We start from the raw sequence: 25,192 nt of genomic DNA, 5'->3' as shown, positions 1-25,192 counted from the left end.
GCGAGGCGCCGCTCTTTGGCGTCGCACAGCTAGAGTGAAGTCGTCGCGCGGGGGGCTCTCAAGACGAGCCACTTTGCAGCTCGCTCATCAGGCTCGCCGCGTAGGCCGGAATATTCGGACCTTATGTCGTCACTCAGGACATGGCGGAAATCAAGTCGTTCCAGCTTGGGCGATATGTGTCGCGCTAGATCTTCATGCGCTGCAGAACGCGGTCGCCGGCGACGAACTGATGAAACATCGCCGCTGCGATATGCAGGCAGATCACGCCGAACAGCACCCAGGCGAGGACGCCGTGAACATCGCCCATCGCATGTCCGAATGACGAACCCGGTGCCGACAGTGAGGGCAACGAGGCAAGTCCGGCGAGGCGGACCGTCCACGTGCGCGACGAAGCGTTGATCCAGCCGAGCAGCGGCACCAGCACGAGCAGCACATACAGCGCGAGGTGCGTGAGCTTCGAAGCGGCGCGAAACAGCGGCGGCAGGTTGTCCGGCGGCGACCGATGAGTCACGCGCCACAGCACCCGTAACACCATCGCTGCGAGCAGTGCGGTGCCGACGCCAAGGTGCCCGGCGATTTCGCCGTCCGGCACGGTATCGCGGTGCACGTCGGGCATCGTCCAGCCGATCACGAACTGCGCGGCAACCAGCGCGACGACGAGCCAATGGAACAAACGTGCGACGATGTCATAGCGGTGTTCAGTGGAGACTTGCATAGGGGAGCCTGTGAGTTGGATTCAGTCGAAACAGATCGTACACGGCCGCGCCTTAAGGCCAGGTTAAGGGGCAGTCGCCAAGGCCGCCTGTCTGCGCCGTTCCAACCACTCGAAGACGGCCATTCCCGCGATCATCGCCGCCACGAACACCCACGCTTTCACCGACCCGAGTCCGAGCGCGACGAGCGCCGGGCCGGGACAGAACCCTGCAATTCCCCAACCGACGCCGAACGCGAGGCTGCCCACCATCAGCCTTCGCGTGACGTGCGTTGACGCGGGAATCTGCATCGGCAATCCGAGCAGCGACTTGCCGCGGCGCTTCGCGATCGCGAAGCCGATTGCTGCGACAGCCACCGCGCCGATCATCACGAACGCGAGCGACGGGTCCCAGCGTCCTGCGAAATCGAGGAAGCCCAGCACTTTGGCGGGGTTGGCCATGCCCGACAACAGCAGGCCGAAGCCGAACAGCAGCCCGCATACGAATGAAACGACTGTTGCCATCCTAGGCTCCGAGAAGATGTCGCGTGATATAGACGGTGACGAAGCCGGCCGCCATGAACGTCGCCGTCGCTACGAGCGAGCGCGTGGCGCCGCGTGAAATGCCACACACGCCGTGTCCGCTCGTGCAACCGCTGCCATAGCGGGTGCCGATGCCGACCAGAAAGCCGGCCGCGATCACGGCCGGCCACGACGCGTCGACAGTGATCGCGACGGGCGCACCGACCGCGCGCGCGATTACCGCGGCAGCGACCAGCCCGGCAACGAAGGCGACGCGCCATGCGCCGTCTCGCCTGGTCCAGCGCAGCAGGCCGCCGACTATCCCGCTGATTCCGGCGATGCGGCCCAGCAAAAGCACCATCGCCGCCGCCACGGCGCCGATCAGCAGGCCTCCGCACAAGGACGCGAGCGGGGTGAAATGGTCGAGATCGATCATCGTTCAGGTTGACTGTCGTGTGGGTTGGAGGGAAGCGGCAGCGCTTACATCAGTGCCGCTTTGACCAGCAGGCCGAGCGCCACGCAGACGAGGATGCTCGCAAAGCCCAGTTGCACCTGATGCGCGGCGATGTGATGCGATGCAAGCCGTCCGCTGAGCATACCGGCGGCGGTGGCGCCAGTGAACCACAACGCGACTTCGAGTGGAAGCGTTGCGCCGTGCGTGGCCGTCGCGAGAACGCCGCCACTGTCGACGAGTGCGATCACCATCAGCGAAGTCGCGACGATACCGTGCATCGACACGTCCGTCAGCTTGCGCATCATCGGCACGATGATGAAGCCGCCGCCGACACCGAGCATCCCCGTCATCAGTCCCGTCAGCGAACCGGTGGCCGCGAGCGCGGCTGCGGTCGGCCAGGTCCAGCGAAAGCGGCCGGTCGCCGGGTCGACATGCGCGACGCAGATTGACGATTGTGCCTCGCGCGACGCGCGCCGGCGGCGGCTGATCGAAACGGGCACCTTCAGGCGCGTGTCCGGCTCGTCGCGGCCACGCACAAGCCGCTCGAGCGGATGGTCGCGGACGGCCAGTTCCGTGCCGATCTGTATTTCCGGATCAGTGCGTTTCTGATTCATTTGCCCGCGGTGCGCGAGCGTGTCGACGACATCGCGCTGCTCGCGGATTCGATCCTGCGGCGCATTGCGTCGGCGCGCGCCGGATCGTCGCATAAAGCGTCGATTTCCGCGGATGCGATGGCGCTCCCCCCTCGCACGGTCAGCGGCTTAGCTGCAAGTGAAACTGCTTGCCGAGTTCACGTCTCCGCTGGTATAGCGGGCCACCTTCGGATACGCGCAGAGCGGACGCGTGCGCCCGGCACCCCAGCTAGTCGGCACCTCGCTATTCGGAATCGCGTTGGTCGTGTCGCGAGCCGTTGCGATGACCCGGTTCGGCGCTTGCCCTTGCTCGACCCATGCCACCATAGGCGTCAGCATGTCGAACTGATCGGCCGTCGGACCGCCGCTGTATCGTTCGACGAGAACACTGGATCGCTCGTCCCGTGATAGACGATCAACTTCGCGCCCCGGCTCCTCAGACCGCTCAAATCAGTCTCGTTCGGCGGGGTCATGAATGACCACGAAGATTCGGAATAGACACCGCTCGTTGCGAAGATCTTCGGCGCGTCACTGTCCATGTTGAAGTTCAGAGCGTAGGCGCTGATGGAGCTGAGCAGCGAAGCGCTCTGCGGCGGCGACGTAAATACGAAGGCCGCCGCGGCCGGGTCAAGGCTGATCGAATTGCCTTGCTTCCACGCGGCCCAGCCTGATCCGTTGACACCGACGTCATACGGAAAGCTCGCATAGAGCGCAGTGCCCGCGCTATTTTTCGCCCCAGAAAAAATATTTCCAACGGCTTGCTTTTGAGCCGCCGTAAGACAGGTGCCGTCGCGCCCATTGCTCGAACATGTCGGTACGTCCGTGGCCAGGTCGAAGTTCGCCTGGCACGCTTTGATGTCTTGCACCATCCCGTCCGCTACACCATCCAGCGAATCGCACTTCGCGATGACCTTCGACGCGATGAGCTGCCTTTCAGCAGTCGTCAAGCCGGTGGTGATATCGGCAATTCCGGACGACGTTTTGGCGATCGCGACGGTAGCTAGCTGTTGTGCGCTCCACATCTGCCCGATCGCCGCCTTTGGCAAATGGAAGCCGGGGTCGCCGGCAATGATGCCGTCGTAATCCGCGAAAGACCTGGCTGCCGCCACCATCGCATGACGGCCCCCGTTCGAGCAACCTTCGAAGTAGCTGCGGTCGGGGCCCTTGCCATAAGCCAACTTGATGACCTGCCTGGCCATTGGCGTGAGCGTAGCAACGGCGTTATAGCCATAATCCGCCGCAGGCCGCCAGCATCGCGGACACTGCCGATACGCACATAGCAATTGAAGTTCGTTTCATTCTCTCCCCCCAATCAGAACATGTGTTTAATGCCGACCATCACGCCCGTTTGACCCATGCCCGCGCCTGGCGTGGTCCCACCGCCGCCACCGCTGACCGAATAGCGCGCCTTCGCGCTGTTCGCGAGATACGCAGCCTGCGCATAGACCGACGAACGCTTGCTCAGAAGATAGGTGGTGCGTAACGTTCCCATCGTGGCGCGGGTATTGTGGTCGCTATTGATGATCCGAAACACTTCGCCATCGAGGAGGAACGCAGGCGTGACCATGTACGAAGCGCCGAGGAAGAACAGATCCGAACGGATATTCGGTACTGTCGGCGACTGGGTCACTACGCGGCGTCCAATCCAACCTGCGCCGATCTTCGCGCCTGCATACTGCGCATAGGCGCTCAGTTGCGTACGGGCGTCCTTGTCCGCGGCGTTGATGAGAGGTGTCGGCGCAATTCCGTCGAAGAAGTTGGCGGCTGCGGTCGCGCCGCCGCGTTGCTCCTCGTACGACGCAGCAGCGCCGAAATATTGAGAGTCGTACTTGAGCATCGCGGACCAGTCGCGGCATTCCGTGGCGTGGCCTGGAACCGAGCCGGTACAGGTTCCTTGTCCCGGCGAGTTGCCGGTACCCGCCGCGTCCCGTCCGAATGAATAGCCCGCGCCCAGCGTAAAGCCCTTGTACGAGCCAAGATAGGTGATGGAGTTGTCGGCGCGTGCGTTGGGCACATAGGCATCCAGGGAGCCCATGCCGTAAATGTCCGGACCGATGATGTCGGCGCCCTGAACCGCAAGATAGGTCATCGTGTACTGACGGCCGAACGCGAGCGTTCCGTACGGGCTTTTCATGCCGACGAATGCCTGGCGTCCAAACAGCCTCCCGCCCTGTCCAGAACTGCCGTCGCGCACGTTAAAGCCGCTTTCGAGCGTGAAGACAGCGCTGTAGCCGCCGCCTAGATCTTCGTTGCCGCGCAGCCCCCAGCGTGATGGGAACTCTCCGGTAACGGATGGCATGCGAAAGACGCTGTCGCCCTTCGCGTTCGCGTGCGAGACATACTCGATCCCCGTGTCCACGATGCCATACAACGTGATGCTCGATTGCGCAAAGGCTCCAGTGCTCAGCGCGCATAGCGCACCGAACATGAGAACGTGAGTCGACTTCAATTGCATGGTGATGTCTCCAGACCAGTTGTATGTTTTTTTGTTGAACTGCGGTTGAGGGATCTTCGGTTTCAGGCGATTGCAGCGATGAGCGTGACGGGAATGCTGGCGCCGATCACCGTTGATGCAATATCAGGCAGGCTGATATAAAGAACAAAATAAAGCGCGTCCTGGAAGACGCGCCTGTCCGTCGCGATAGTTCCGTATTTGATATCAGGTATCCTGACAACGCAAGCATGAAATGTTCGGTAGATACCCTATGCAGCGGGATAGATGCGAGGCGAGCATTGATCGGTGACGGCTGCCCTTCCGACGAGCAGCGCAAACTGTATGAGCTCGCCTACGCGCAGGTCCACTTCAATATGGACGCTCGCCGGCTCGCTGGTGTCGCCCACGCTGGCGCTGCGCATGCGGTGGGGCGAAGCTTGCCCGCAGGCCATCCCGCGTATCGAGCGCGATGTGCTTGAGCGTCATGCACAGCGTCATTTCGGCGACGCGGCGGGTGGGGCAATCGAATTCGAGCCAGAATTCGCACTGACGTCGGCACAGGGGTGTGCCTGATGCAGTTGCTGCCGATGCTCGCGGAAATCATGAGTACGGAGGCGCATCCGCTGCGCTATCCACTCGCATTTGAGCAGTTCGAGTCGACACTGCTGAACGCGCTTATCTACGGTCAACCGAACAGCGTACGAAGCGGCATGACGCGCGAGCGCGGACCGCTTGCGCCGTTTTATGTACGACGGTGGAGGAATACATCCGTGCGCATTTGCAGGAGCCGCTAACCATCGAGCGGCTCTCGCTGACGGAGTGTGGGCTGACGATGCATCCTGAAAAGTCAAAGATCGTGTAGTGCAAGGACAGAAGTCGCACCCAAACCTACCCGAATGTGACCTTCTGGAGTTGACCCGCTTTCGTGGACACCTATCGTTTGGAACAGGAGGTATCCATCATGGGTAAACGCCTACTTCGTAAAATACTTTTTCTGAAAACGAAATAATCAGAATTTATCGGCGCAAAATTGTTAATTGCCTGTACGCCTTGAAGGGCAATCTCATGCAGGCACGGACGAAAGGGGCCGTCATCGTTAGGGCACGTAAAACGCCCGAATCTTGACGGGGGATTATTCATCCGACAGCGACAACCGGCAACGGTGACCGTGGACTCCGGGCTTTCATGTATGCGCTGAACACGCGGATTCCGGCTTTTAAATCAGTTTTCGATATTCTGGATATCAAACAATTGATGTCTCGTCGGGCGAGTGGGTATTCGCGGTCGATGGAGCGTGGCTCGCCAGAGCGGTCCGTCACGAAGACCAATACACTGACAAGGTTATATATACAGGTCTAGAATGGAATTGGCGTTGGGCCGTTCGCGAAATACTTCTCCCGAAACGGAAAGCGATTCGCGACGTGGCCAGGAATCCCCACACAGGACAGTGTCGCTCACTCCAAACGTGCGGTTTTCGTTTCGATGTAATCTGGACCAAAAGGGTCCTGATTAAAACGGGAGATGTTCCGATGTTGCGCATGAGCAAACTTGCCGATTACGGCACGGTGATCATGACTGCGATGGCGCGCGATCCCGATGCCGTCCACAGCGCAAGCAGCATTGCTGCGGCGACCGGCGTCGCGGGGCCTACGGTGTCAAAGGTGCTGAAAGTCTTGACGCGCGGTGGTGTCGTCGAGTCGCTGCGCGGCACAAACGGTGGCTACCTGCTGCCGCGGCCGCCAGCGCGGATCACGCTGGCGGAGGTGATCGCCGTCGTCGACGGCCCGATCGGGATGACCGAATGCAGCACGACGCCAGGCCTGTGTATCCAGGAGGCGGCGTGCGCGGTGCGAGCCAACTGGCAGAAGGTCAATCGCCTGATTTACGAAGCGTTGCAGCAGGTCACGCTGGCGGACATGGCGGGCCCCACCTTGCGCGCAGTCGATATCAGCGCGATCCGCGCGCGTACTATCCCCACCCATCGCGCGGGCGCGACGCCTGCGCGCAAGTCGATTGACGGAGGCCACGCATGAGCGCATCCACAACCGGTTTCGATGAACTGATCATCCGCGAATACCAGCACGGTTTCGTGACTGATCTGCAGGCCGATGCGCTTCCGCGCGGGCTGAGCGAGGATGTGGTCCGGCTCATTTCGGTGAAGAAAGACGAGCCGGCGTTCATGCTCGAATGGCGACTCGCGGCTTATCGCCACTGGCTCACGATGACCGAGCCGCATTGGGCGACGGTCGAACACCCGGCGATCGATTACCAGAACATAATCTATTATTCCGCGCCGATGACGCAGAAGAATCGTCCGAAGAGTCTCGATGAAGTCGATCCGGAACTGCTGCGTACCTACGAAAAGCTGGGTGTGCCGCTGAGGGAGCGCGAACTGCTGGCGGGCGTAGCGGTGGATGCGGTATTCGACAGCGTGTCGGTAGCGACTACGTTCCGCGAAAAGCTGGCGGAACTCGGCATTGTGTTCTGTTCATTCTCGGATGCCATACAGCATCATCCTGATTTGGTGCGAAAGTATCTCGGCTCGGTCGTGCCGCACACCGATAATTTCTTCGCCGCGCTTAATTCCGCCGTGTTCAGCGATGGCTCGTTCTGCTATATCCCGCCGGACGTGCGCTGCCCGATGGAACTGTCGACCTACTTTCGTATCAACGCCCAGAACACCGGGCAGTTCGAGCGCACGCTGATCGTCGCGGACAAAGGCGCGTACGTGAGCTATCTGGAAGGCTGCACCGCGCCGATGCGCGACGAAAACCAACTGCATGCCGCTGTGGTTGAGCTGGTCGCGCTGGAAGGGGCGCAGATCCGCTATTCGACCGTGCAGAACTGGTATCCGGGCGATGCGTCGGGCAAGGGCGGCATCTACAACTTCGTGACCAAACGTGGCGACTGCCGCGAGGCCAATTCGAAGATTTCATGGACTCAGGTGGAAACCGGTTCGGCGATTACGTGGAAGTATCCGAGCGTGATCCTGCAGGGCGATAACTCGGTCGGTGAATTCTATTCGGTGGCACTGACCAACCACTATCAACAGGCCGATACCGGGACGAAGATGGTTCACCTCGGCCGCAATACGCGCAGCACGATTCTGTCGAAAGGCATTTCCGCGGGCCGCGGAAAGAACGCGTATCGCGGCCTCGTGAAGGTCGGCCGTGCGGCGGAAGGCGCGCGCAACTACACGCAGTGCGATTCGCTTTTGCTCGGAAACCGTTGCAGCGCTCACACATTCCCCTACATCGAGGTCAAGAACCCGACCGCGAAGGTCGAACACGAAGCATCGACATCACGCATCGGCGAAGACCAGTTGTTCTATTGCCGGCAGCGTGGGCTGTCGCCGGAAGATGCGGTGTCGATGATCGTGAACGGCTTCTGCAAGGAGGTCTTCAAGGAGCTGCCGATGGAGTTTGCAGTCGAGGCACAAAAGCTGCTCGGCGTCAGCCTGGAAGGCGCCGTGGGATAACCCACAGCGATTCGCGAGGGATTCGGACCATGCTTGAAATCAGTAATCTGCAGGTCGAAGTCGACGGCAAGAAAATTCTGCGTGGCATCGATCTGGATGTAAGGGCCGGCGAAGTGCACGCGATCATGGGTCCGAACGGCTCGGGCAAGAGCACGCTTGCCCAGGTGCTGGCCGGGCGCGAGGACTTTGCTGTCACGGGCGGCGAGGTCTCGTATCTCGGCCGCGACCTGCTGGCGCTCGCACCCGAGGAGCGCGCACACCAAGGACTGTTTCTCGCGTTCCAGTATCCCGTCGAGATACCCGGCGTGAGCAACGTTTATCTGCTGAAGGCGGCGCTGAATGCGCAGCGGCGGTATCGTGGCGAGCCGGAGTTCGATGCGATGGAGTTTCTGCAACGGGTCAAGGAGAAGATGACGCTGATGCGGATGGACGAGAGTCTGCTGTATCGCGCCGTGAACGAAGGGTTTTCCGGCGGAGAGAAGAAACGCAACGAGATTCTGCAGATGGTCGTGCTGGAGCCCTGGCTCGCCATTCTCGACGAAACGGATTCCGGACTCGACATCGACGCATTGCAGATTGTCGCGCAGGGCGTCAACAGCATGCGCAGTCCAGAACGGGCGATCGTGCTCGTGACGCACTATCAGCGGCTATTGGACTACGTCGTGCCGGATCGCGTGCATGTGCTGGCGAATGGCCGGATCGTGAAGTCGGGGTCCCGTGAACTGGCGCTGGAGCTGGAGCGTAAAGGCTATGGTTGGATCGACGATGAAGCGGTGCAACCAGAAAATACAGCAAGCGAGGAAAGTGCGGGGCATCCATGAAAAACGAATCTCTCGACTATTTCCATCAGTTTGGGCAACTCGCGAAGACGTTGCCCGGCGTTGAGTTTCCATGGCTGCGCGCCGCGCGCCGAAGCGCGTTCGACCAGTTCGACGCGCTGGGTTTGCCGACCACGCGGCACGAGGACTGGAAATACACGAACGTGTCGGCGATTGGCAAGCGTCCCTGGCATTTCAAGGCACAACGCACGGACGATAGCAACGTGCGGCACGTCATCGATGAACTCAAGCTGGACCCTGCCGCGCATCGACTGGTCTTTGTCAACGGTCGGCATGTGCCGCGGCCGTCGAAACTGAATGGTTTGCCACACGGGGTATTTGTGGGCTCGCTCACCCGGGCGTTGAGAGAAATGCCACAACAACTGGAATCGGCATTCGCCTCGCAGGCGTATTCAGATGGCTTTGCCGCGCTAAATACGGCGTTTATGACGGATGGGTTTGCCATCGTGCTGCCGCCTGGCGAGGTCATCGATCAACCGCTGCAGATCCTGTTCCTGACCGACGAAGCGGGTCTTGCGGTGCAGCCGTTCAATGTCGTGCTTGCAGGAGCACGCTCGGGCTGCACGATCGTCGAGCATTTTGTAGGGCTGAGCGGCGACGCGTACTGGACCAATGCGGTTACCCGCATCGTCGCAGACGAGCAGGCGGACGTGCAGCACTACCGGTTGCAGCAAGAGGGCCCGAAGGCTTTTCATATCGCGTCGCTCGCCGCTGCGCAGCAACGGGGCAGCTGTTTTACCTCACATGCGTTCGCGTTCGGCGCCGCGTTGTCGCGCACTGGTATCGGCACAAGCCTGAACGCCGCGAACGCGCAAGCCACGTTGAACGGTCTCTATTTTGTCGGGGGCCGGCAGCACGTCGATCACCACACGCGCATCGATCACACAGAGCCGCATGGCACGAGTCGCGAACATTACCGCGGGGTGCTCGACGGCGCAGCGCGCGGCGTGTTCAACGGGCGCGTCATCGTGCATCGCGATGCACAGCAAACGGACACGCATCAGGCGAATCACAACCTGCTGCTGTCACGCGATGCGGAAATCGACACGAAGCCGCAACTCGAGATCTACGCCGACGACGTGAAATGCACACACGGCGCGACGGTCGGTCAACTGGACGACAACCAGCTGTTCTATTTACGTGCACGAGGTGTCGAAGAGCGCATGGCACGGGCGCTACTGACATACGCATTTGCGCGCGACATTGTCGAAGGTGTGCGCATCGATTCGCTGCGTGGCCGGCTCGAAAACCTGCTGTTCGCGCGCACCCCGGAAGGCGAGCGCATCAGGGAGTTGCTATGAAGCCGATCGAACAGATGCAGACGCCCGATCCGCGCAATGTCGAGCACTGGCGAGCCGATTTTCCGATTCTGGGCGAGCGCGTGCATGGCCGTCCATTGGTCTATCTCGACAATGGCGCCACGACGCAAAAGCCTGCCTCGGTCATCTACGCGGAAAACGCTTACTACCGGCATAGCAACGCCAATGTGCACCGCGGCGTGCATCTGCTGTCTCAGCGCGCGACCGATTCATTCGAGGCCGCACGCGCGAAGATTGCACGCTTCATCAATGCGCAGCGTCCGGAGGAGATCGTGTTCGTGCGTGGCACGACCGAAGCGATCAATCTCGTCGCCCAGAGTTATGCTCGCCCGCGGATCAAGCCCGGCGACGAAATCCTGATTAGCGCGATGGAGCACCATTCGAACATTGTGCCGTGGCAGCTCGTCTGCGAGCAGACGGGCGCGGCGCTGAAAGTCGTGCCGATCGACGATACGGGCGCACTCGATGCCGGCGCGTACGAGCGCTTGTTAAGCGAACGTACGCGGCTGGTCGCGATGACGCACTTGGCCAACGCGCTCGGCAGCATCAATCCGGTGGAGCGCATCGTTGCAGCGGCACACGCGCGGGGCGTGCCGGTGCTGCTGGATGGTGCACAGGCAATCACGCATCTGCCGGTCGACGTCCGCGCGATAGATTGCGATTTCTACGCGTTGTCCGGGCATAAGGTGTACGGACCGACCGGCATTGGCGTGCTATACGCCAAGGCCGCACTGCTTGAAGCGATGCCGCCATGGCAGGGCGGCGGCGACATGATCCGATCGGTAACGTTCGAGAAAACGGAATACAACGCGATTCCGTGGAAGTTCGAAGCGGGTACGCCGAACATTGCCGGCGCGATTGCGCTGGGCGCGGCGCTCGACTATGTCGACAGCATCGGCATGGAAGTCATCGCCGCGCACGAGAACGAACTGCTCGCCTATGCGACGGCCGCCCTGCGGGTGATACCGGGCTTGCGTTTTATCGGTAGCGCACGCGACAAGGCAGGCATTTTGTCGTTCGTGCTCGACGGCGTGCATGCCCATGATGTCGGCACGATTCTCGATCATCACGGCATCGCGGTGCGTGCGGGCCATCATTGCGCGATGCCGGTGATGCAGCGCTTCGGCGTACCGGCGACCGTGCGCGCGTCGCTCGCCCTCTACAACACGCACCAGGATATCGATGCGCTGATCGAAGGTCTCGGAAAGGTCAGGGAGATATTCGGAAAATGAGCGATCTGCGCGATCTGTATCAGGAAGTCATCTTCGACCACTACCGGCGGCCGCGTAACTGTCATGGACTGTCCGGCGCCAATCACACGGCTGAGGGCTATAACCCGCTGTGCGGCGACCGGATTACGCTTTATCTGCGAATCGAGGACGGCATCGTCAAAGAAGCGAGTTTCGAAGGCGCGGGCTGTGCAATTGCGACAGCATCAGCGTCGCTGATGACCGAGGCGCTGAAAGGCAAAACGGAAGCAGAGGCCGAAGCGCTGTTCGGGCGCTTTCACGACATGGTGACGACGCCCGCTGCAGGGCAGGCGACAGCCGCGCCGGAGATGGGCAAGCTGGCGGTGCTGTCCGGTGTACGTGAATTTCCCGAGCGTGTGAAGTGCGCGACGCTGGCCTGGCATACGCTCCACGCCGCGCTGCACGACAAGCATCGCCCCGTTTCGACAGAGTGAGAATGAGGCAGACGATGAGCACATTCGACTGGCTGAAGCGTGCTGAGGCCGCACAACCCGGGAGTGGCACGACAACAGAAGGTCTTGAAGAACGCGTGATCGATGCACTGCGCACCGTGTTCGACCCGGAGATTCCGGTCAACATCTACGATCTGGGGCTTGTTTATGGTCTTGACGTGGACGAAGCCGAAGGCCGCGTTGGGATCCGCATGACGCTGACCGCGCCAGGCTGCCCGGTCGCGCAGACCTTCCCGGCGACGGTGGAGGATGCGGTGTTCTCGGCGAGCGGAGTGAACGACGTGCACGTTGAACTGGTGTGGGATCCGCCGTGGTCGAGAGACCGGATGTCGGATGCGGCGCGCCTGCAATTGGGGATGCTTTGACATGTCCGACTGGGTCGATGTCGCTGCGATCGGGGATTTTCCGGCCGGGTCTGTTCGCAGCGTCGAGGTCGATGGCGCGCAGGTTGCTGTGTTCAACGTCGACGGCACCTGTTACGCAATCGAGGATGTCTGCCCGCACGACGGCGGCATCCTGACTGGCGGTGTGGTGGAAGGCGACGTGGTCGTCTGTCCGCGCCACGGTGCACGATTTTGCATCAGGACCGGAAAGGTGCTGGCGCCGCCGGCATATGAGGATGTGGTGGCGTTTCCGGTGCGGATCGAGGCGGGCGTCGTTCAGGTGCGTGACGAGCGGTGGGATTGAGGTGCGCTGTCGACCGGCTCTCGTTCTCAGTAAGCGGCTCAGCTGGGCCGTTCGTCCATTCGCGCGCGCGTGAGGCATGATGGCGAACTGGAGCTGGCGGTCAGGTGGCGGGATTCGGCGGACTGGCTCGCGTGTGCAGTTTGTTGGCCACACACCAAGGCAGGAGCTCGTCGATGCAATTGATTTTGTGGTCGGCGATGTGGGTTAGCACGTAGTCCAGATAGGCGCGCGGATCGATGTCATTCAGTGCGCAAGTTCCGATCAGTGCGTACATCGCGGCTGCCCGTTCGCCGCGATGTTGTTGTCGATCTCGAGCGTACCGTCTTCGCAATACAGCGTCGGTGCGCTCCACTGGTTCAGCGAGTAGTTGATTGCCCTGGCTGCATCGGACTTTGACGAAAGCGTTTCGAGCTTTGCCCTGAGCCACGCTTCGTAGATTTGAAGCAGTGGCCTGGCTCTCTCCTGCCGTATTCGCAGCCGTTCGGCCGCTGGCTTGCCGCGAATGGAGGCCTCGATGTCATAGAGCCCGCCAATATATTCGAGCGCCTTTTGTGTTGTGTCGGACGGCGTGCGCACGTGGATGTCGTAGAACTTTCTTCTCGCGTGGGCATGTTGTCGGGAAATGTCCATCGCGGCCGAATAAGCGCGATCGAAGCCCGGGGTCGTGTGATCGACTGCTTTTCCTGCAGCGGTTATGTACAAGACCTTCTTGAAGTTTCCCCAGGTTCATTTCGCCGAGGAGCGTTTCGACGTCATCGGACAATGAGGGTTCGTAAAGCCCACAGATCATTCGCGGCTCATCAGTTTCCTCACGGCTAGACAGGTAGGTCCTGTTCAATCAGGTTATTGAGATATTTCGAGGATCGAACCTTCATCTCACGCACCGCGCGTTGTGGGGCGGCATAGCCATCCAGTGAGATGGTCTTCGGCGGCTTGCCCTGATGTTTGAGAGCTTTCTTAAAAAAGGCTTTGGCCGCCTTCACGTCGCGCTTTGCACGTAGCATGAAGTCAACTGTCTGGCCGGCCCGATTCACCGCCCGGCAGACCTACACCCACCTGCCGCGGATCTTCAGCTACGTTTCATCGACACGCCACGACGGCTCTCTATTCGTTCAGCAGGACACTCTAACCGATTCGCTTGCGCCGTTTTCACCATGTATGGACGACTCCCTGGGGTTACGGCTCCGCAGAATCGTCGTGCTGTGATGGTCACCGCCCTGTCATTATCCGGAGGATTTTCTGCACGATCCGCTCATGCTGCTCCAGCGCCTCATCGAGCGTACTTGCTCCGTAGCTCCTGTTGTCTTGCGCCTGCATTCCGGCGACGCGCGTCACGAACAGCAAAGCCTCCTCGGTTTTCGGTTTGGACACACCACGGAAGCGGGTCGTGACCGTTACACCGTAGTCGTCCAGCAGTGTGCGGCGGAAGATCAGTTCGTTTTCCGTCATCCAGCGCGACCACGCGCCGTGGTCGAACACCTCGACAGGCCTGTTCTTCGCATCGAGAACATAGATGCGCTCCGAGCTGGACGGGACCGGTGGCGTCTTCATATTTCAATGCAAAGGCGTGAGAAGGAAGTCGGTCGCCTCCCGCCACCAGGTTTCGTCGACGTGGCCAATCCAGTCGTTATGGTCAGCCGCCTTCACCACCACGAGGTTTCTCGGTGCGGACAGCGAGTTGTAAAGCGCCTCGCCGTAGCGCGTAGGGACGATGCTGTCCCGTTCCGCAACCACGACGAGAATCGGGCGGTCGAACGACGCCAGATGGGTCACGCTGTCGTACTGGTCGCGCAGCAGCCACTTCACGGGCAGCCACGGATAGTGATAAGCGGCGACGTGCTCGAGCCGATCCCATGGCGTGATCATCATTAAACCGGCGATCTTGTCGTGTTCACGCGAGCCGGCTGCGGCCACCACGCCGCCCCCAAGCGATTCGCCGATGAGCAGGAGCGGCGCTCCATAGAGGCGATGTGCGAGCGCGATGGTCTGTTGAGCATCGTCGACAAAACTCGCTTCGCCTAACGCCCCGGCGCGCGGCCCGTAGCCTGGATATTCGGCGAGAATCACGCGCAGCCCGAGCCGGGTGAGCGCCGCGGCATAGAATGAGCGGTGGCCGGCATGCCCCGCGTTGCCATGAAAGACGATGACCGTGGCGCGCGCGGACCCGGCCGGCTCCGCCACGAGGCCCCTGAACGCCTCAGGTGTCGGCCAGGCGCGCAGTCCGCCGGAGGTGACCTCCTCGATTGCGGCCTTCTGAGGGAAGTAGAGAAAACGATCCTGCAAGATGGCGACTCCGGCTAACACGGTCATGTACGCGACGGCGAGGCCGACCATCATTCGGGTGAATTTCATCGTCTTGCTCTCGACCCACCGAACTTTTCGATAGCACACACCCAGTTTAGCGCGCGGTCGCCACCGCTCATATTCAGGCGTGTCGTCAGGATGTGGGCGTCCAAGTTATGGTACGGAGAGTATCTCCCTGCCTTGTACCCTCGATATTTTCCGAGCGACGCGACCAGGCGCGGGGTTGGTCCGTACGAAGCAGCCCAGAACAGACTGAAATCGAGCGCGACCGACGCTAGCCGTGCGAAACAATGCTACGTCCCGGCTCGTGCGCCCGCTTTTTGGCGCACCTCTCATCGGGCGAATCCGGCCCCCTTATCCTCAAAGCCGTCATCCGGATGGCTGGTTCTCCAGAAGACCTGCCTGATAACCGTCGCGTACACTTCGGCCATAGCGGTCGGTTGCCGATCGGGCAGCGTGCGGCGGCAGCAGGTCGCTTTGCTGACCTTCGCAACCCGGTGCCGATGAATGTCAGCTAAGTCATGGATGGATGAGTCTTGCCGACCCAGAGCCGACTTCCGGCATGTCGAAGCATCAATGGCTCTTTGAAGAGTGAAGCGGACTTTCGTCGCGGAAAGGCTACGGGTGGGTCATCGGCCTGAGCCGACGTTCGCCGATCAAATCGGTGCGGCTGTCGCGTATCGCTTTGCTGACTTTTACAAACTGGCGTCGGCGAATGTCAGCTCTCTCCGTCCATCAACGAGTCTTACCGACCCGTCCAGACCTTTCACAGTCCGATCGCCGACGGCCTCAAAGGTATGCCGTCAAAGGTGCGGCAAATCGTCAATGCATTTTTCGACATGATCGCCAGGGACATCCGTGTCGATCCCGGCGTGTCCGTCGGTGTGAGAGACAGACACAATTTTTGGCCCGAGATACCGTGTGCCACCAAGCGTAAAAAGGGACCAAACAACATCTCCCCGACGGATCGCGGCGACGACTTCGACCACCTCCACAATCGCCGGGGGGGACAGCCATTCACGCGTCGCCGGATCGACGGGAGCCCAACGCACATGGGTAAACCTGTCGTTCGTCGGGTTGATGCGAACGGCGTCGATAGCAAAAGTTGTCACATCTACCTCCATCATCCTGACAAAGGGATGTGTGCATTATGCGCCGCTTCTTTTGCCGGGGATCAGCAAGACCGGTCGTGAGGGCCGTTGTCAGCCCTTGCTGCACGTATCGCTCTCGCCTGACGCGTGCCCCCGAACTGGATGTCTGGTGGGTGCGGCGAATACTTCGGGACAGCCTGGACCTGGATAGTGAAGCCTAAGCGGAGTTCTCGTCGCACCACTGAATCGCCCAACGCTGCGCCGCCTCAATAGCATCCGCGTCGGAGGGATAATCGCCGAGGTCGCCCGAATACTTTACCTCGACGGCATCGCCACTCGCCGAGGCGCGCCGGTAGATCTTTGCGCGAGCGTAATAGCGGCCGCCTTCATCAAGAGGTGACGCGTCGATGTGGAATTGTTGGTAGTCGAAATGCATGGCTGTCTCCAAACGATTGCCCTAATCGTCGTCGCGTTGGACGAGGTGGACCTCGTTGTCACCGCCAAGGTCGCTCTGTCACTCTGCCAAGATGAATTGGGGCTGCGACTCTTCGGCCCAAAACGCTTTAAGAACGATATGTACATCGTAGGCAGTAACAGCAAAGCTCGCTGACCAGCGAGAGCAGGACAGCAACGAGAATTCGCATGGGAACGCTCCATCCGAATACGGGTGCGCATCGATTGCCAACGATCCGGACGTCGATGTCGACCGACCGCTCTTGGGCTACCTACCGCCGATCCGGTCGGCCTACGCCGATGAAGCAACGTCCGCCCGATGGCAATCGAATGGCCGTTTGCGGGGGCGGACCCGCCGTCTGAATGTCTGCGCGACGGAACGGACGAATGACGCTTGATGGCCGACAGTACGCGTTCACACCAACCACGGGAAAGCTGCCGTTGAGAATTCCAACGTCACCTCTGTAAAACGTTCATCGAACTGGTGCTATCGGCCAAGAAGCGTCACTCGCCCACATGATCGTTCGGCCGTTCAGACGTCCGATCCGCCCCAGCAAGCGGCCATTCCATTCGCGAGGATGAACGTTGCTTCATCGGCCATTCCGGACACTCGTGCGTGGTTGCTAATGTGCGTGGTCGCTAATCGCACTCTCTTGTCGGCTTTGCGGAACCGCCAGCCTATTCGAGCGATCGAGCGATCGGCCCGGACGAGACTCTCGGTCCCGACACGCCGAAGTGGACGATGGTGGATGATCTGACTTACGTTGTTCAGGCGAATCATCTGCCATGGAGCAACGGTGCGCGGGCAATCTGTGGTTCCTCGGTTGGGCCACGTTCGCCGTGACGCAAGGACAGTTACTCGCCGAGGTCCCTTGCTCCTGAGAGCCGATAGGCGTTCGGATTCGGCAAGATCTCAAATGTCGGGCAGAAAATTACGGAAGAGATGTTGCTTTATCTGGAAATGCCTCTATTTTTAAAGTGGCCGATCGGTCGGAGATGGTTCCGGGCATTCATCGTGCCTGGAACACCCATGAGTGCGTCTCTGTTGCGACGACTACAAAGTGGCACGCGTCTTACCTGTAAATAACTCTCGACCAGTTCCAGGTTATGACGCTGGAGCGTTAGGGTGTGGGTGACCGTTTAACACATCTACCACCGGCCAGGAGCACGACGTGAAGGCACCCTGCAGCATGTCCAGTCAGGTCCTCGCGCTCATCGAGCGGACCAGGTCAGGACCAATGAGAAAGAAGGCTAGTGCTGCTCATCCCGGCAACGCGCTGTCAAGGCGGAGTCGTTTCGTGGCGACGCTGTTCTGCCATCTTGGCCGAGTCCATTCCCTGCATGAAAACGAAGCGAAGGCCCGTCGAGTCACGTTGGTGCTTGCGGCTTGCCGGACAGTGCTCGCGTGCACGATCCCCAATTTCGTCTCCCATCTACCTCACAACCGCATCAGATCAGGCCATGGCTGTAGGGACTTCGGCGGCTTTGGAGACCAATGACCTGAAACGAGACTGCAGGAGGTCATGAAATGGAAGTCAAGTCACTCATCGCTTATCAAGGACCCAATATTCATGCCCATTTCCCGGTCATTCGGTACACCATCGATCTGGGGGTGCTTGAAGAGTGGCCAACCGGGCGCCTCGGCCAAGGCTTCATCGATCGTCTCCTTGGCTATCTGCCCGGCCTTCGGGAACATGGCTGTTCCTATCAAGCCCCCGGTGGGTTCGTGCGGCGAATGGTCGAAGGCGAAGGAACGTGGCTGGGCCATGTCATGGAGCACGTAGCGATCGAACTGCAGAAGGTGGCAGGCTCGGATGTGAGTTTCGGCAAGACGCGCGCCGCTGGGCCGCGCGGGCATTACGACATAGTCTACGAATACCTGGACGAGGATGTCGGTCGGCAAGCCGGAGACCTTTCCCTGGCCCTGCTCGAGCACCTCCTTCCTGAAGACCTGAAGCTGAAGCCGGAGCGGAACTTCGATGACGCTTTCGACTTTGAACATGAACTGGATGAACTCATCCGTTATGCGCGGAGTTGCGACGTTGGACCTAGCACTGCCGCATTGGTGAGCGCCGCCATGAAGCGCGCGATTCCATGTACGCGCCTAAACCGCGGGAGCCTGATACGGCTCGGCTACGGTCGCTTCCAGAAAAGCATCAAGGCTTCGCTCACCAGCGAGACCCGTCAAATCGCAGTAGACCTGGCTTCGGACAAGGGGGAGACCAACCGGATCCTGCGTGACGCGGGCCTGCCGGTGCCGAGGCAGCGCAAGGTCTATAGCGCCCGCGACGCCGTCCATGGTGCGGAACAGATCGGCTATCCCGTTGTGATCAAGCCATTGGACTCTAATCACGGACAGGGAGTATCCGTTGAGGTTACTACCTCGGAGCAGGTGGAGCTGGCTTTTGAGAGGGCTCAGGAGTACAGCGAGGCAGTGCTCGTCGAAAGCTATATACCGGGGTCTGATTACCGCATGCTGGTCGTCAATGATCAATTGTTGGCAGTTGCCAGACGCATCCCCGCACATGTGTTGGGCGACGGCGTTCACACCATCGAGGAGTTGGTGGAAGAGGTCAACCAGGATCCACGCCGGGGTGCGGGACATGAAAACGTGCTCACCCGCGTGGAGCTCGACGGCGTGGCAGAACGCTTCCTTGCTGACAAGGGTTATGGTCCCAAGACGGTGCCTGTGGCGGGCGAGATCGTCTACTTGTGTGCCACCGCCAACCTTTCCACCGGCGGCACCGCCATCGATGTTACCGATAGGGTGCACCCGGACAACCGGGAGATGGCCGTCCGGGCCATCAGGGCCATCGGCCTGGACGTCGGGGGAGCTGATTTCATTACTACGGATATCTCCGCGCCATATCGTGAGACCGGCGGAGCCATGTGCGAGGTGAATGCTTGCCCGGGTCTACGGATGCATCTGGCGCCCACTGAAGGCACGCCCAGGGACGTTGCCGGACCCATCATCGATATGCTGTTTCCACCCGGTGCTCCCAGCACCATCCCCATTGCCAGCGTTACCGGCACCAATGGCAAGACCACCACCTCACGCATGCTCGCTCATATCATGAAGCTGGCGGGGTACACGGTGGGTTTGGGCACAACCGATGGCATCTATGTCGACGGACGGTTGACTGTGAAGGGTGACATGACCGGAGTGACGTCCGCCCGCATGATTCTTGCGGACCGTGCCGTGGATGCCGCCGTACTGGAAACGGCCCGGGGCGGCCTGCTGCGGCGGGGGCTGGGCTATCCGGAATGCAGCGTTGCGGGCTGCCTCAATGTGACCGCCGATCACCTGGGTCTGCGCGGGGTCGAAACCGTGGAGCAAATGGCGGAGGTCAAGCGCATCGTCATCGAGGTGGCGAAGGAGATGGCCGTCCTCAACGCTGACGACACCTTGTGCCTGAAGATGGCGGATCATAGCCACGCAAACCGCCTGGGCTACGTGACCATGAATGCTGGTCACCCCTTGGTAAATGAGCACGTCCAGGCGGGAGGCGTGGCGGTCGTACTGGAGGAACAGATAAACGGCCACATGGTCTGCCTGTGGGACATCGGTCACCGTTTTCCATTGTTGTGGACTCATGTGATCCCGGCCACGGTGCAGGGACTCGCACTCCACAATGTGCAGAACGCGATGTTCGCTGCGGCCCTCGCCCACGGCCTCGGGATCGATCTCGAGAGCATCCGCCGTGGTCTACGCACCTTTGACAACACCTTCCTCCAGACCCCCGGTCGCCTGAACATCTACGATCAGCACCCCTTCAGGGTGATTTTGGACTATGCCCACAACCCCGCGGCCGTGAAAACCATGTGCGGCCTGGTAGACCGGTTGGGAGCCGAGCGTGCGAAGATCGTTTCGCTGACGGTTCCAGGCGACCGCCGTGACGAGGACATCCTGGAGATCGGCCGTATCGCGGCGGGACACTTTGAGCACTACATTTGTCACAGGGACAGTGACTCGCGTGGGCGGGATCACCTTGAAGTGCCGGAAATGCTGCGAGAGTCACTACGCAAGAATGGAGTCGGGGCAGAGCAGATCGAGGTCATAGCCGATGAGCAGACGGCGAATCAGTCGGCGCTCGAAATGGCCGGGCCTGGCGACTTGCTCCTCTTGTTGAGCGAAGACTACACCCGTGCCTGGGAGCAGATCGTGCGTTTCAGGCCGAATCCGCAAACAGGGCACGCCATTGACAGAAGGCCGATCCCGGCCAGGATCCGTCTGGACGACCTAGGCGGGTTCAAGTGGGAGAGTAGTAGCATGGAGATCATCCGTGACGAGCGCGGCGTGCGGTTGGCGCGAGAGATCGAAGACTGAATGAGTTTTCGCCGTGGTTACGACGATATGCCAGGCGGTCGCAGGCTGACTTGGTGACAGGGCTTCAGGGCGGATGACGCATGAAGTCCATCCTTCATGGAATACCTTGGAGAGTCAAAATGGATGAGAAACAGAAATTTCTTCTCTACAACGATAACGACGACACCCTGGATGCCTCCTCGAAGCGGAGGATGGCCGTCGAAATCGCCCTGGACCTGATACGTCATGAAGCAATGTGCGGGTCTTCGCGCAATTCCTTGGATTCTAATCTAAGGCACCTCTCGGACTTTGCCGATTTTATTCAAGAGGCCTTGAGAGGTGGCGAGCACGAAGACTTGAGAGGCAGTGAGCGAGAAGACCTCAGAGACAGTGAGCGAGAAAACCTCAGAGGCAGGGAGAGGGAAACGTCGAGAGGCCGGCAGCATTAGCGATCTTGGTGGCTTGTGCGCAAAAGGCGCAGCGCACACCATCAAGGAGTTCTGTTGCGGTCTCAAGCGCCGCTTCGACAAGACTTGGAGAGAATGGGTCGGGCTATGCCCGGCCCGTGCCTCATCGATCACAAGGATCCGGGGGATTTGTGGTCACCTCGATAAAGCCGCTTTTTGCAAAGAACATCACCTCTATAGATAGCAACGAGGAAGATGCGATCTTCGTCGTAGATCCGGAGCTTGGGGCTCTTGGCAAAATTGACGTTCGGACGGGATTCTTTCAAGGTGTTGTCAACTTCAGGAGCTTCAACGAGTTCAACGGGGCAGGCGCCATATTTATGCGACCGGATGGCATTATAAATTATTCGCATTTTAATAGAATCTATGCGATCGGGATAGAAAATGGGATGGTCTATGAAGTTATGGACACCATCACAATCAATGAGGCAAAAGATGTTGTCGGTCTATATTGGAAAGAGGGTAGATATTACGTGGCTGACAGTAGCGGGATCTTGTTCATTCTGGATGGGGATCGGCCAATACGGTCAGTGGATGTGGGCAATAGAATAAACGACATTACCTTGCATGGGGATCGCCTCTTCATATTGAGTGACATTAGTCGGGCCATTTATATATACAGTCTTGACGGGACTCATTTGGCATCGCTGACGACGCCCCATGAGGGGGCGTGTGGAATAGCTTCAGTTAAAACATCAGATATAGAAAGATCTGGCATCTATATATACTACAATCAGAAAAGTTGGGACGTCTTTGATGATGCGAGCGCGAAGCCGGATGTCGACAACAGTCCAAACATAAAACTCAACCGGAACATTTCAGATGGATTTATAGAGAAACTTGATTATAAAATAATTGGGCTTGGTATGGCTGGAAATTTCGGGCTTTCGGATGGTTACGAAGTGGAATTTTCTTATGCCGAAATGCTCAAGCCTGTCCATGATATTCTGGAAAGGATCAAGGGCGTCAAGATGTGCGTCAGGTTGTCGATTCCGGTCGAGACGCGAAGGCAGAAGGTGAAATCAGTAAAAATTATTGGAGATGTTCCTGGGGTTATAAGAAGGGACGAAAGCGGCAACGAGATTGCGGAATTCGATTTCAGGGGCGTTGAGCTTGATAAAGAACGCCGTTACTTCGGCTACTGCGCCGTAATTGAACTATATGGGATAAGGTTCAAGTTGAATGCCCCGGATTCAGGTTATCCAGAGGAAATTAAGACACGATTTCTTAAGAAAGAGCTCAGGTACGATATGGATAGGCAAGAGTTAAGGCGCATTGCTGAGGACCTGATTTCGGCGATCCCGAGAAAAGAGCGCGGAAATGTAGTCAAGATTGCGAAAACCGTGCGTGAATATGTTTATAGCAGATTGGCGTACCGCTACAACAACACGTATACAAGTCCCGTTGAGACCTTGAGAAGCGGCGAAGGGACTTGCGGGAAGTACATGGAGCTGTTGATAGGATTAATGAGGCTTTGCGGGGTGGCATGCAGGCCGGTCGGGGATTTCAAGGTTCCCGAGTACAAACTGAGATATGCAAGGGTCAACTCGGTCTGTGTGCCGGATTATGATCATGCGTGGGTAGAGTTCTATGTCCCCGCGGTAGGATGGGTACCTATGGAAAGCTCATCGGACAATCTGCCGGAAAGGCACGAAAGGTTTTTTGGCGCTCTGTCGTGGATCTATATAGAAAACAGCAGGACGGAAAAGATGTGCGAGATATGCAGGCCCGACTCCTGGGAAAAGGTCGGTAACGATCTGATGTATTCGGACTTTTTTGTACCTGACATTCAGATCAAGATTCTCCGGGAGGCTTCGTTGCACTAGTCGCTCCCTGACGGGATGAATGCGAAATTAGCTCCTTATGCTCGCCATATGCGCTGTTAAATCATACAGGCTGCCTTCAACCAGTATGTCCAGGTGCAGGCCAACTACGCTTACTGGGGCATGGCGGCGATCCGGATGTATGGCGGAGTGTTGCAGTTGGGAGGGGTCCACAATGGTGATGCCGCCGCTGCCCAGAACCTGCAGCCTATGATCCGGACCGATAAAGGCGGCGGTGTCTTCATCCAGGCCGATGCCGATGGCAAGTGGGTTGTAAGTCAAGGCCATGAGCAGACGCCCGAGACGGTCCTGGTGGCGAAAGTGCTGATCGATGATCAACCGCTCGATCAGGCCCAAGCCCGGCGCTAATTGAACAATGTCAGCACGCGGCGTAGTGCCACTCTCACCGGCCGCAATCATCTGCCCGGGCAGGAACGCTGCGCCAGCGGAGGTGCCGGCCACGTGCATACCGTGTGCATTCCGGTTGCGAATTTTCTGCGCCATCGAAGTACCACCTAGCGTCTCGGAAAGATGGACCGGGTCGCTCCCCGTGAGGAAAAGCCCGTCGACAATATCGAGCATGTCCAGGTTTCGCTTCGCCTCGCAGTCGGTTCGGGTCTCAAATTTGAGGGCACTGACCCGATCCCCCCCCAGATCACGGAACGCCCTTTCATAACGGCGGCCGGCGTCCTTGGTCGCGGAGCCCGTAAGGATGATGCCGATATGCGCGCGGGAGCCGCCGCAAATCTCGATGAAGCGGCGCAGGATGGCAGCGTTTCGTATTAGCCTTCCATCGCCCCCGATGGGGACGATAAAGCCTCGTGTACCGCCAATGGGCGCCTTTGCACGACTCAACTTTCACTCCGATAGAGTGGCCAAATCTTGAAGTAGCCCAAGTCTCGTGCAGCCACCACGTAACCCACTTTTCCGGCCGGAGCTTTGTGGCTGCCAGGCTTGAATCAGCTGACGTCTTATCTTCGCGTCTTCGAGGGGTTGACGCATGATATGCGATTTTATATCGGCAACCGGAACGTGGAGCGGGGCAGCACAAATACGCGCTGCCCCGCTTCGTGGATGATCCGCTTTTGCCTCTTCTAGCCGATCAGATCAGAGCAGTAGCGTTCGATCCACTGGGGACGTAACTCCGCGCAGACAACGTACCGCCTACCAGGCTATGCGTCCCGAGATGATACATATTGCCATCAACCAGGATATGCAGACGTATTCCGGTCAAGCCTACCGGGTCGTCATGGCGAACGGAATCAGCTGCAGAGTTGCGCAGATTCGACCCGTCGATGATGGTGACGCCGCCGCTACCTACCACCTCCAGCATTTCGTCTGGACCGATGAACGCAGCCGTATCCTCGTCCAGCCCAATGCCCACCCCAAACGGGATGGAAGCCACTGCCGTGAGCAGGCGTCCGAGCCGATCCCGCTGACCGAAGTGTTGGTCGATAACAAAACGGCTGATGAGCCCCAAGCCTGGTGCCAGGTCGACCATCCCGGCGCGGGGCGTGGCCCCGCTCTTCCCCCCGGCAATCATGGCAGCTGACATGGCGGAGGCCCCGGCCGAGGTCCCGGCTACGTGCATGCCGTGTGCGTTACGGCTATGAAGCTTCTCCGCCGCTGGCGTGTCGCTCAGCATCTCGGCGAGGCGTACCTGGTCGCCCCCGGTCATGAAGACCCCGTCGGCGCGATCGAGCACCTTCAGGTATCTGTCCGATTCGCAGTCGCGGCGTGTCTTGAATGGCAGGATACTGACTCGGTCAGCGCCGAGATCGCGGAACACCGACTCATAGAGATCCCCCGTGTCATCCAGCGAGGAGGCAGTGGGGATGACCGCAATGTGCGCGCGCGACCCACCGCAAAGTTTCACGAAACGGCGCAGAATAACCGGGTTCTGAACCCGATTTTCCGCGCCGCCAATAGGGATAATAAAGCCTCGCGCGGCACCCTTCGGCGATCTTCCGGAACGCATACCATTCACTCC

21 protein-coding genes and 6 pseudogenes are annotated in these 25,192 nt (G+C 59.5%); 13 read left to right on the top strand and 14 right to left on the bottom strand.

The annotated features are described in order from the left end of the window. Positions 1–184: 184 nt before the first annotated feature. The 4 genes and pseudogenes from OKW27_RS02320 to OKW27_RS02305 form a co-directional block, all read right to left on the bottom strand. A complete protein-coding gene (locus OKW27_RS02320) occupies positions 185–715 on the bottom strand; it encodes a cytochrome b (protein WP_429332401.1) in 531 nt (176 codons plus the stop codon). Between the two features lie 63 nt (positions 716–778). After that, the gene (locus OKW27_RS02315; protein WP_184058742.1) at positions 779–1,216 is read right to left on the bottom strand and encodes a YeeE/YedE family protein; all 438 of its coding nucleotides are present in this window, start codon (positions 1,214–1,216) and stop codon (positions 779–781) included. Position 1,217: 1 nt separating this feature from the next. Next, positions 1,218–1,649 (bottom strand): YeeE/YedE family protein, encoded by a 432-nt coding sequence (locus OKW27_RS02310; protein WP_429332400.1) that lies wholly within the window; start codon positions 1,647–1,649, stop codon positions 1,218–1,220. A gap of 44 nt (positions 1,650–1,693) precedes the next feature. Next, positions 1,694–2,119, bottom strand: a pseudogene (locus tag OKW27_RS02305) (TSUP family transporter); the annotation flags it as partial. A 28-nt stretch (positions 2,120–2,147) separates the two neighbouring features. On the opposite strand from OKW27_RS02305, the pseudogene OKW27_RS02300 reads away from it, so the two are divergent. Next, a pseudogene (locus OKW27_RS02300) lies at positions 2,148–2,407 on the top strand (sigma 54-interacting transcriptional regulator); the annotation flags it as partial. 21 nt (positions 2,408–2,428) lie between these two features. On the opposite strand, the pseudogene OKW27_RS02295 reads toward OKW27_RS02300, so the two are convergent. Then, a pseudogene (locus tag OKW27_RS02295) lies at positions 2,429–3,534 on the bottom strand (tannase/feruloyl esterase family alpha/beta hydrolase); the annotation flags it as partial. Between the two features lie 77 nt (positions 3,535–3,611). Further along, complete coding sequence (locus OKW27_RS02290) at positions 3,612–4,754, bottom strand: porin (RefSeq protein WP_429332399.1); 1,143 nt, start codon at positions 4,752–4,754, stop codon at positions 3,612–3,614. A 369-nt stretch (positions 4,755–5,123) separates the two neighbouring features. On the opposite strand from OKW27_RS02290, the pseudogene OKW27_RS02285 reads away from it, so the two are divergent. The 9 genes and pseudogenes from OKW27_RS02285 to nirD form a co-directional block, all read left to right on the top strand. Next, positions 5,124–5,544 (top strand): annotated as a pseudogene (locus OKW27_RS02285) (AraC family transcriptional regulator); the annotation flags it as partial. Between the two features lie 718 nt (positions 5,545–6,262). Beyond that, positions 6,263–6,766 carry an SUF system Fe-S cluster assembly regulator gene (locus OKW27_RS02280; protein WP_429332398.1) on the top strand — a complete coding sequence of 168 codons (504 nt, stop codon included), beginning with the start codon at positions 6,263–6,265 and terminating at the stop codon, positions 6,764–6,766. Next, the gene (gene sufB / locus OKW27_RS02275; protein ID WP_429332397.1) at positions 6,763–8,211 is read left to right on the top strand and encodes a Fe-S cluster assembly protein SufB; all 1,449 of its coding nucleotides are present in this window, start codon (positions 6,763–6,765) and stop codon (positions 8,209–8,211) included. Before OKW27_RS02280 ends, sufB begins: the two co-directional genes overlap by 4 nt. 29 nt (positions 8,212–8,240) lie before the next feature. After that, the gene (sufC, locus tag OKW27_RS02270) at positions 8,241–9,032 is read left to right on the top strand and encodes a Fe-S cluster assembly ATPase SufC (RefSeq protein ID WP_429332396.1); all 792 of its coding nucleotides are present in this window, start codon (positions 8,241–8,243) and stop codon (positions 9,030–9,032) included. Continuing rightward, entirely contained in the window at positions 9,029–10,351 is a 1,323-nt protein-coding gene (gene sufD, locus OKW27_RS02265; protein WP_090811485.1) for a Fe-S cluster assembly protein SufD, read from the top strand. The genes sufC and sufD overlap by 4 nt, the downstream gene beginning before the upstream one ends. Then, a complete protein-coding gene (locus tag OKW27_RS02260; protein ID WP_090811483.1) occupies positions 10,348–11,601 on the top strand; it encodes a cysteine desulfurase in 1,254 nt (417 codons plus the stop codon). Before sufD ends, OKW27_RS02260 begins: the two co-directional genes overlap by 4 nt. Continuing rightward, positions 11,598–12,053, top strand: a complete 456-nt coding sequence (gene sufU / locus OKW27_RS02255) for a Fe-S cluster assembly sulfur transfer protein SufU (RefSeq protein WP_429332395.1) — start codon at positions 11,598–11,600, stop codon at positions 12,051–12,053. Before OKW27_RS02260 ends, sufU begins: the two co-directional genes overlap by 4 nt. 14 nt (positions 12,054–12,067) lie before the next feature. Beyond that, positions 12,068–12,436 (top strand): SUF system Fe-S cluster assembly protein, encoded by a 369-nt coding sequence (locus OKW27_RS02250; RefSeq protein ID WP_090811480.1) that lies wholly within the window; start codon positions 12,068–12,070, stop codon positions 12,434–12,436. Between the two features lies 1 nt (position 12,437). Beyond that, entirely contained in the window at positions 12,438–12,758 is a 321-nt protein-coding gene (gene nirD, locus OKW27_RS02245) for a nitrite reductase small subunit NirD (protein WP_090811477.1), read from the top strand. A 100-nt stretch (positions 12,759–12,858) separates the two neighbouring features. On the opposite strand, the pseudogene OKW27_RS02240 reads toward nirD, so the two are convergent. The 6 genes and pseudogenes from OKW27_RS02240 to OKW27_RS02215 form a co-directional block, all read right to left on the bottom strand. Continuing rightward, positions 12,859–13,367 (bottom strand): annotated as a pseudogene (locus OKW27_RS02240) (IS66 family transposase); the annotation flags it as partial. 218 nt (positions 13,368–13,585) lie between these two features. After that, a pseudogene (locus OKW27_RS02235) lies at positions 13,586–13,855 on the bottom strand (DDE-type integrase/transposase/recombinase); the annotation flags it as partial. A 112-nt stretch (positions 13,856–13,967) separates the two neighbouring features. Next, on the bottom strand, positions 13,968–14,309 hold the full coding sequence (locus OKW27_RS02230; protein ID WP_429332394.1) for a hypothetical protein: 342 nt from the start codon (positions 14,307–14,309) through the stop codon (positions 13,968–13,970). A gap of 3 nt (positions 14,310–14,312) precedes the next feature. Next, entirely contained in the window at positions 14,313–15,110 is a 798-nt protein-coding gene (locus tag OKW27_RS02225; RefSeq protein ID WP_429332393.1) for an alpha/beta hydrolase, read from the bottom strand. A gap of 755 nt (positions 15,111–15,865) precedes the next feature. After that, on the bottom strand, positions 15,866–16,174 hold the full coding sequence (locus OKW27_RS02220; RefSeq protein WP_429332392.1) for a hypothetical protein: 309 nt from the start codon (positions 16,172–16,174) through the stop codon (positions 15,866–15,868). A 196-nt stretch (positions 16,175–16,370) separates the two neighbouring features. After that, complete coding sequence (locus tag OKW27_RS02215) at positions 16,371–16,589, bottom strand: hypothetical protein (protein ID WP_090811471.1); 219 nt, start codon at positions 16,587–16,589, stop codon at positions 16,371–16,373. Positions 16,590–18,134: 1,545 nt separating this feature from the next. On the opposite strand from OKW27_RS02215, the gene cphA reads away from it, so the two are divergent. From cphA to OKW27_RS02200, 3 genes are all read left to right on the top strand, one after another. Next, a complete protein-coding gene (cphA, locus tag OKW27_RS02210) occupies positions 18,135–20,933 on the top strand; it encodes a cyanophycin synthetase (protein WP_429332391.1) in 2,799 nt (932 codons plus the stop codon). 80 nt (positions 20,934–21,013) lie between these two features. Then, the gene (locus OKW27_RS02205) at positions 21,014–21,361 is read left to right on the top strand and encodes a hypothetical protein (protein ID WP_429332390.1); all 348 of its coding nucleotides are present in this window, start codon (positions 21,014–21,016) and stop codon (positions 21,359–21,361) included. Positions 21,362–21,510: 149 nt separating this feature from the next. Next, positions 21,511–23,205 carry a transglutaminase domain-containing protein gene (locus OKW27_RS02200; RefSeq protein ID WP_429332389.1) on the top strand — a complete coding sequence of 565 codons (1,695 nt, stop codon included), beginning with the start codon at positions 21,511–21,513 and terminating at the stop codon, positions 23,203–23,205. 27 nt (positions 23,206–23,232) lie between these two features. On the opposite strand, the gene OKW27_RS02195 is transcribed toward OKW27_RS02200, so the two are convergent. Beyond that, positions 23,233–24,057, bottom strand: a complete 825-nt coding sequence (locus OKW27_RS02195) for a cyanophycinase (RefSeq protein ID WP_429332388.1) — start codon at positions 24,055–24,057, stop codon at positions 23,233–23,235. Between the two features lie 247 nt (positions 24,058–24,304). Continuing rightward, positions 24,305–25,180: a cyanophycinase gene (locus tag OKW27_RS02190; RefSeq protein WP_429332387.1), complete on the bottom strand. Its 876-nt coding sequence runs from the start codon at positions 25,178–25,180 to the stop codon at positions 24,305–24,307. Positions 25,181–25,192 lie beyond the last annotated feature (12 nt).

The sequence above is a fragment of the Paraburkholderia sp. 35.1 genome (genome assembly GCF_050436525.1).
GTDB classification, from domain to species: domain Bacteria; phylum Pseudomonadota; class Gammaproteobacteria; order Burkholderiales; family Burkholderiaceae; genus Paraburkholderia; species Paraburkholderia tuberum.
The sequence above is the reverse complement of the archived record's forward strand: the minus strand, read 5'-3'. Positions and strand labels throughout refer to the sequence as shown.

Bases quoted from the DNA above. Each gene is read 5' to 3' on its own strand.
- OKW27_RS02320 (WP_429332401.1), bottom strand. From the start codon at position 715: ATGCAAGTCTCCACTGAACACCGCTATGACATCGTCGCACGTTTGTTC.
- OKW27_RS02315 (WP_184058742.1), bottom strand. From the start codon at position 1,216: ATGGCAACAGTCGTTTCATTCGTATGCGGGCTGCTGTTCGGCTTCGGC.
- OKW27_RS02310 (WP_429332400.1), bottom strand. From the start codon at position 1,649: ATGATCGATCTCGACCATTTCACCCCGCTCGCGTCCTTGTGCGGAGGC.
- OKW27_RS02290 (WP_429332399.1), bottom strand. From the start codon at position 4,754: ATGCAATTGAAGTCGACTCACGTTCTCATGTTCGGTGCGCTATGCGCG.
- OKW27_RS02280 (WP_429332398.1), top strand. From the start codon at position 6,263: ATGTTGCGCATGAGCAAACTTGCCGATTACGGCACGGTGATCATGACT.
- sufB (WP_429332397.1), top strand. From the start codon at position 6,763: ATGAGCGCATCCACAACCGGTTTCGATGAACTGATCATCCGCGAATAC.
- sufC (WP_429332396.1), top strand. From the start codon at position 8,241: ATGCTTGAAATCAGTAATCTGCAGGTCGAAGTCGACGGCAAGAAAATT.
- sufD (WP_090811485.1), top strand. From the start codon at position 9,029: ATGAAAAACGAATCTCTCGACTATTTCCATCAGTTTGGGCAACTCGCG.
- OKW27_RS02260 (WP_090811483.1), top strand. From the start codon at position 10,348: ATGAAGCCGATCGAACAGATGCAGACGCCCGATCCGCGCAATGTCGAG.
- sufU (WP_429332395.1), top strand. From the start codon at position 11,598: ATGAGCGATCTGCGCGATCTGTATCAGGAAGTCATCTTCGACCACTAC.
- OKW27_RS02250 (WP_090811480.1), top strand. From the start codon at position 12,068: ATGAGCACATTCGACTGGCTGAAGCGTGCTGAGGCCGCACAACCCGGG.
- nirD (WP_090811477.1), top strand. From the start codon at position 12,438: ATGTCCGACTGGGTCGATGTCGCTGCGATCGGGGATTTTCCGGCCGGG.
- OKW27_RS02230 (WP_429332394.1), bottom strand. From the start codon at position 14,309: ATGAAGACGCCACCGGTCCCGTCCAGCTCGGAGCGCATCTATGTTCTC.
- OKW27_RS02225 (WP_429332393.1), bottom strand. From the start codon at position 15,110: ATGAAATTCACCCGAATGATGGTCGGCCTCGCCGTCGCGTACATGACC.
- OKW27_RS02215 (WP_090811471.1), bottom strand. From the start codon at position 16,589: ATGCATTTCGACTACCAACAATTCCACATCGACGCGTCACCTCTTGAT.
- cphA (WP_429332391.1), top strand. From the start codon at position 18,135: ATGGAAGTCAAGTCACTCATCGCTTATCAAGGACCCAATATTCATGCC.
- OKW27_RS02205 (WP_429332390.1), top strand. From the start codon at position 21,014: ATGAAGTCCATCCTTCATGGAATACCTTGGAGAGTCAAAATGGATGAG.
- OKW27_RS02190 (WP_429332387.1), bottom strand. From the start codon at position 25,180: ATGCGTTCCGGAAGATCGCCGAAGGGTGCCGCGCGAGGCTTTATTATC.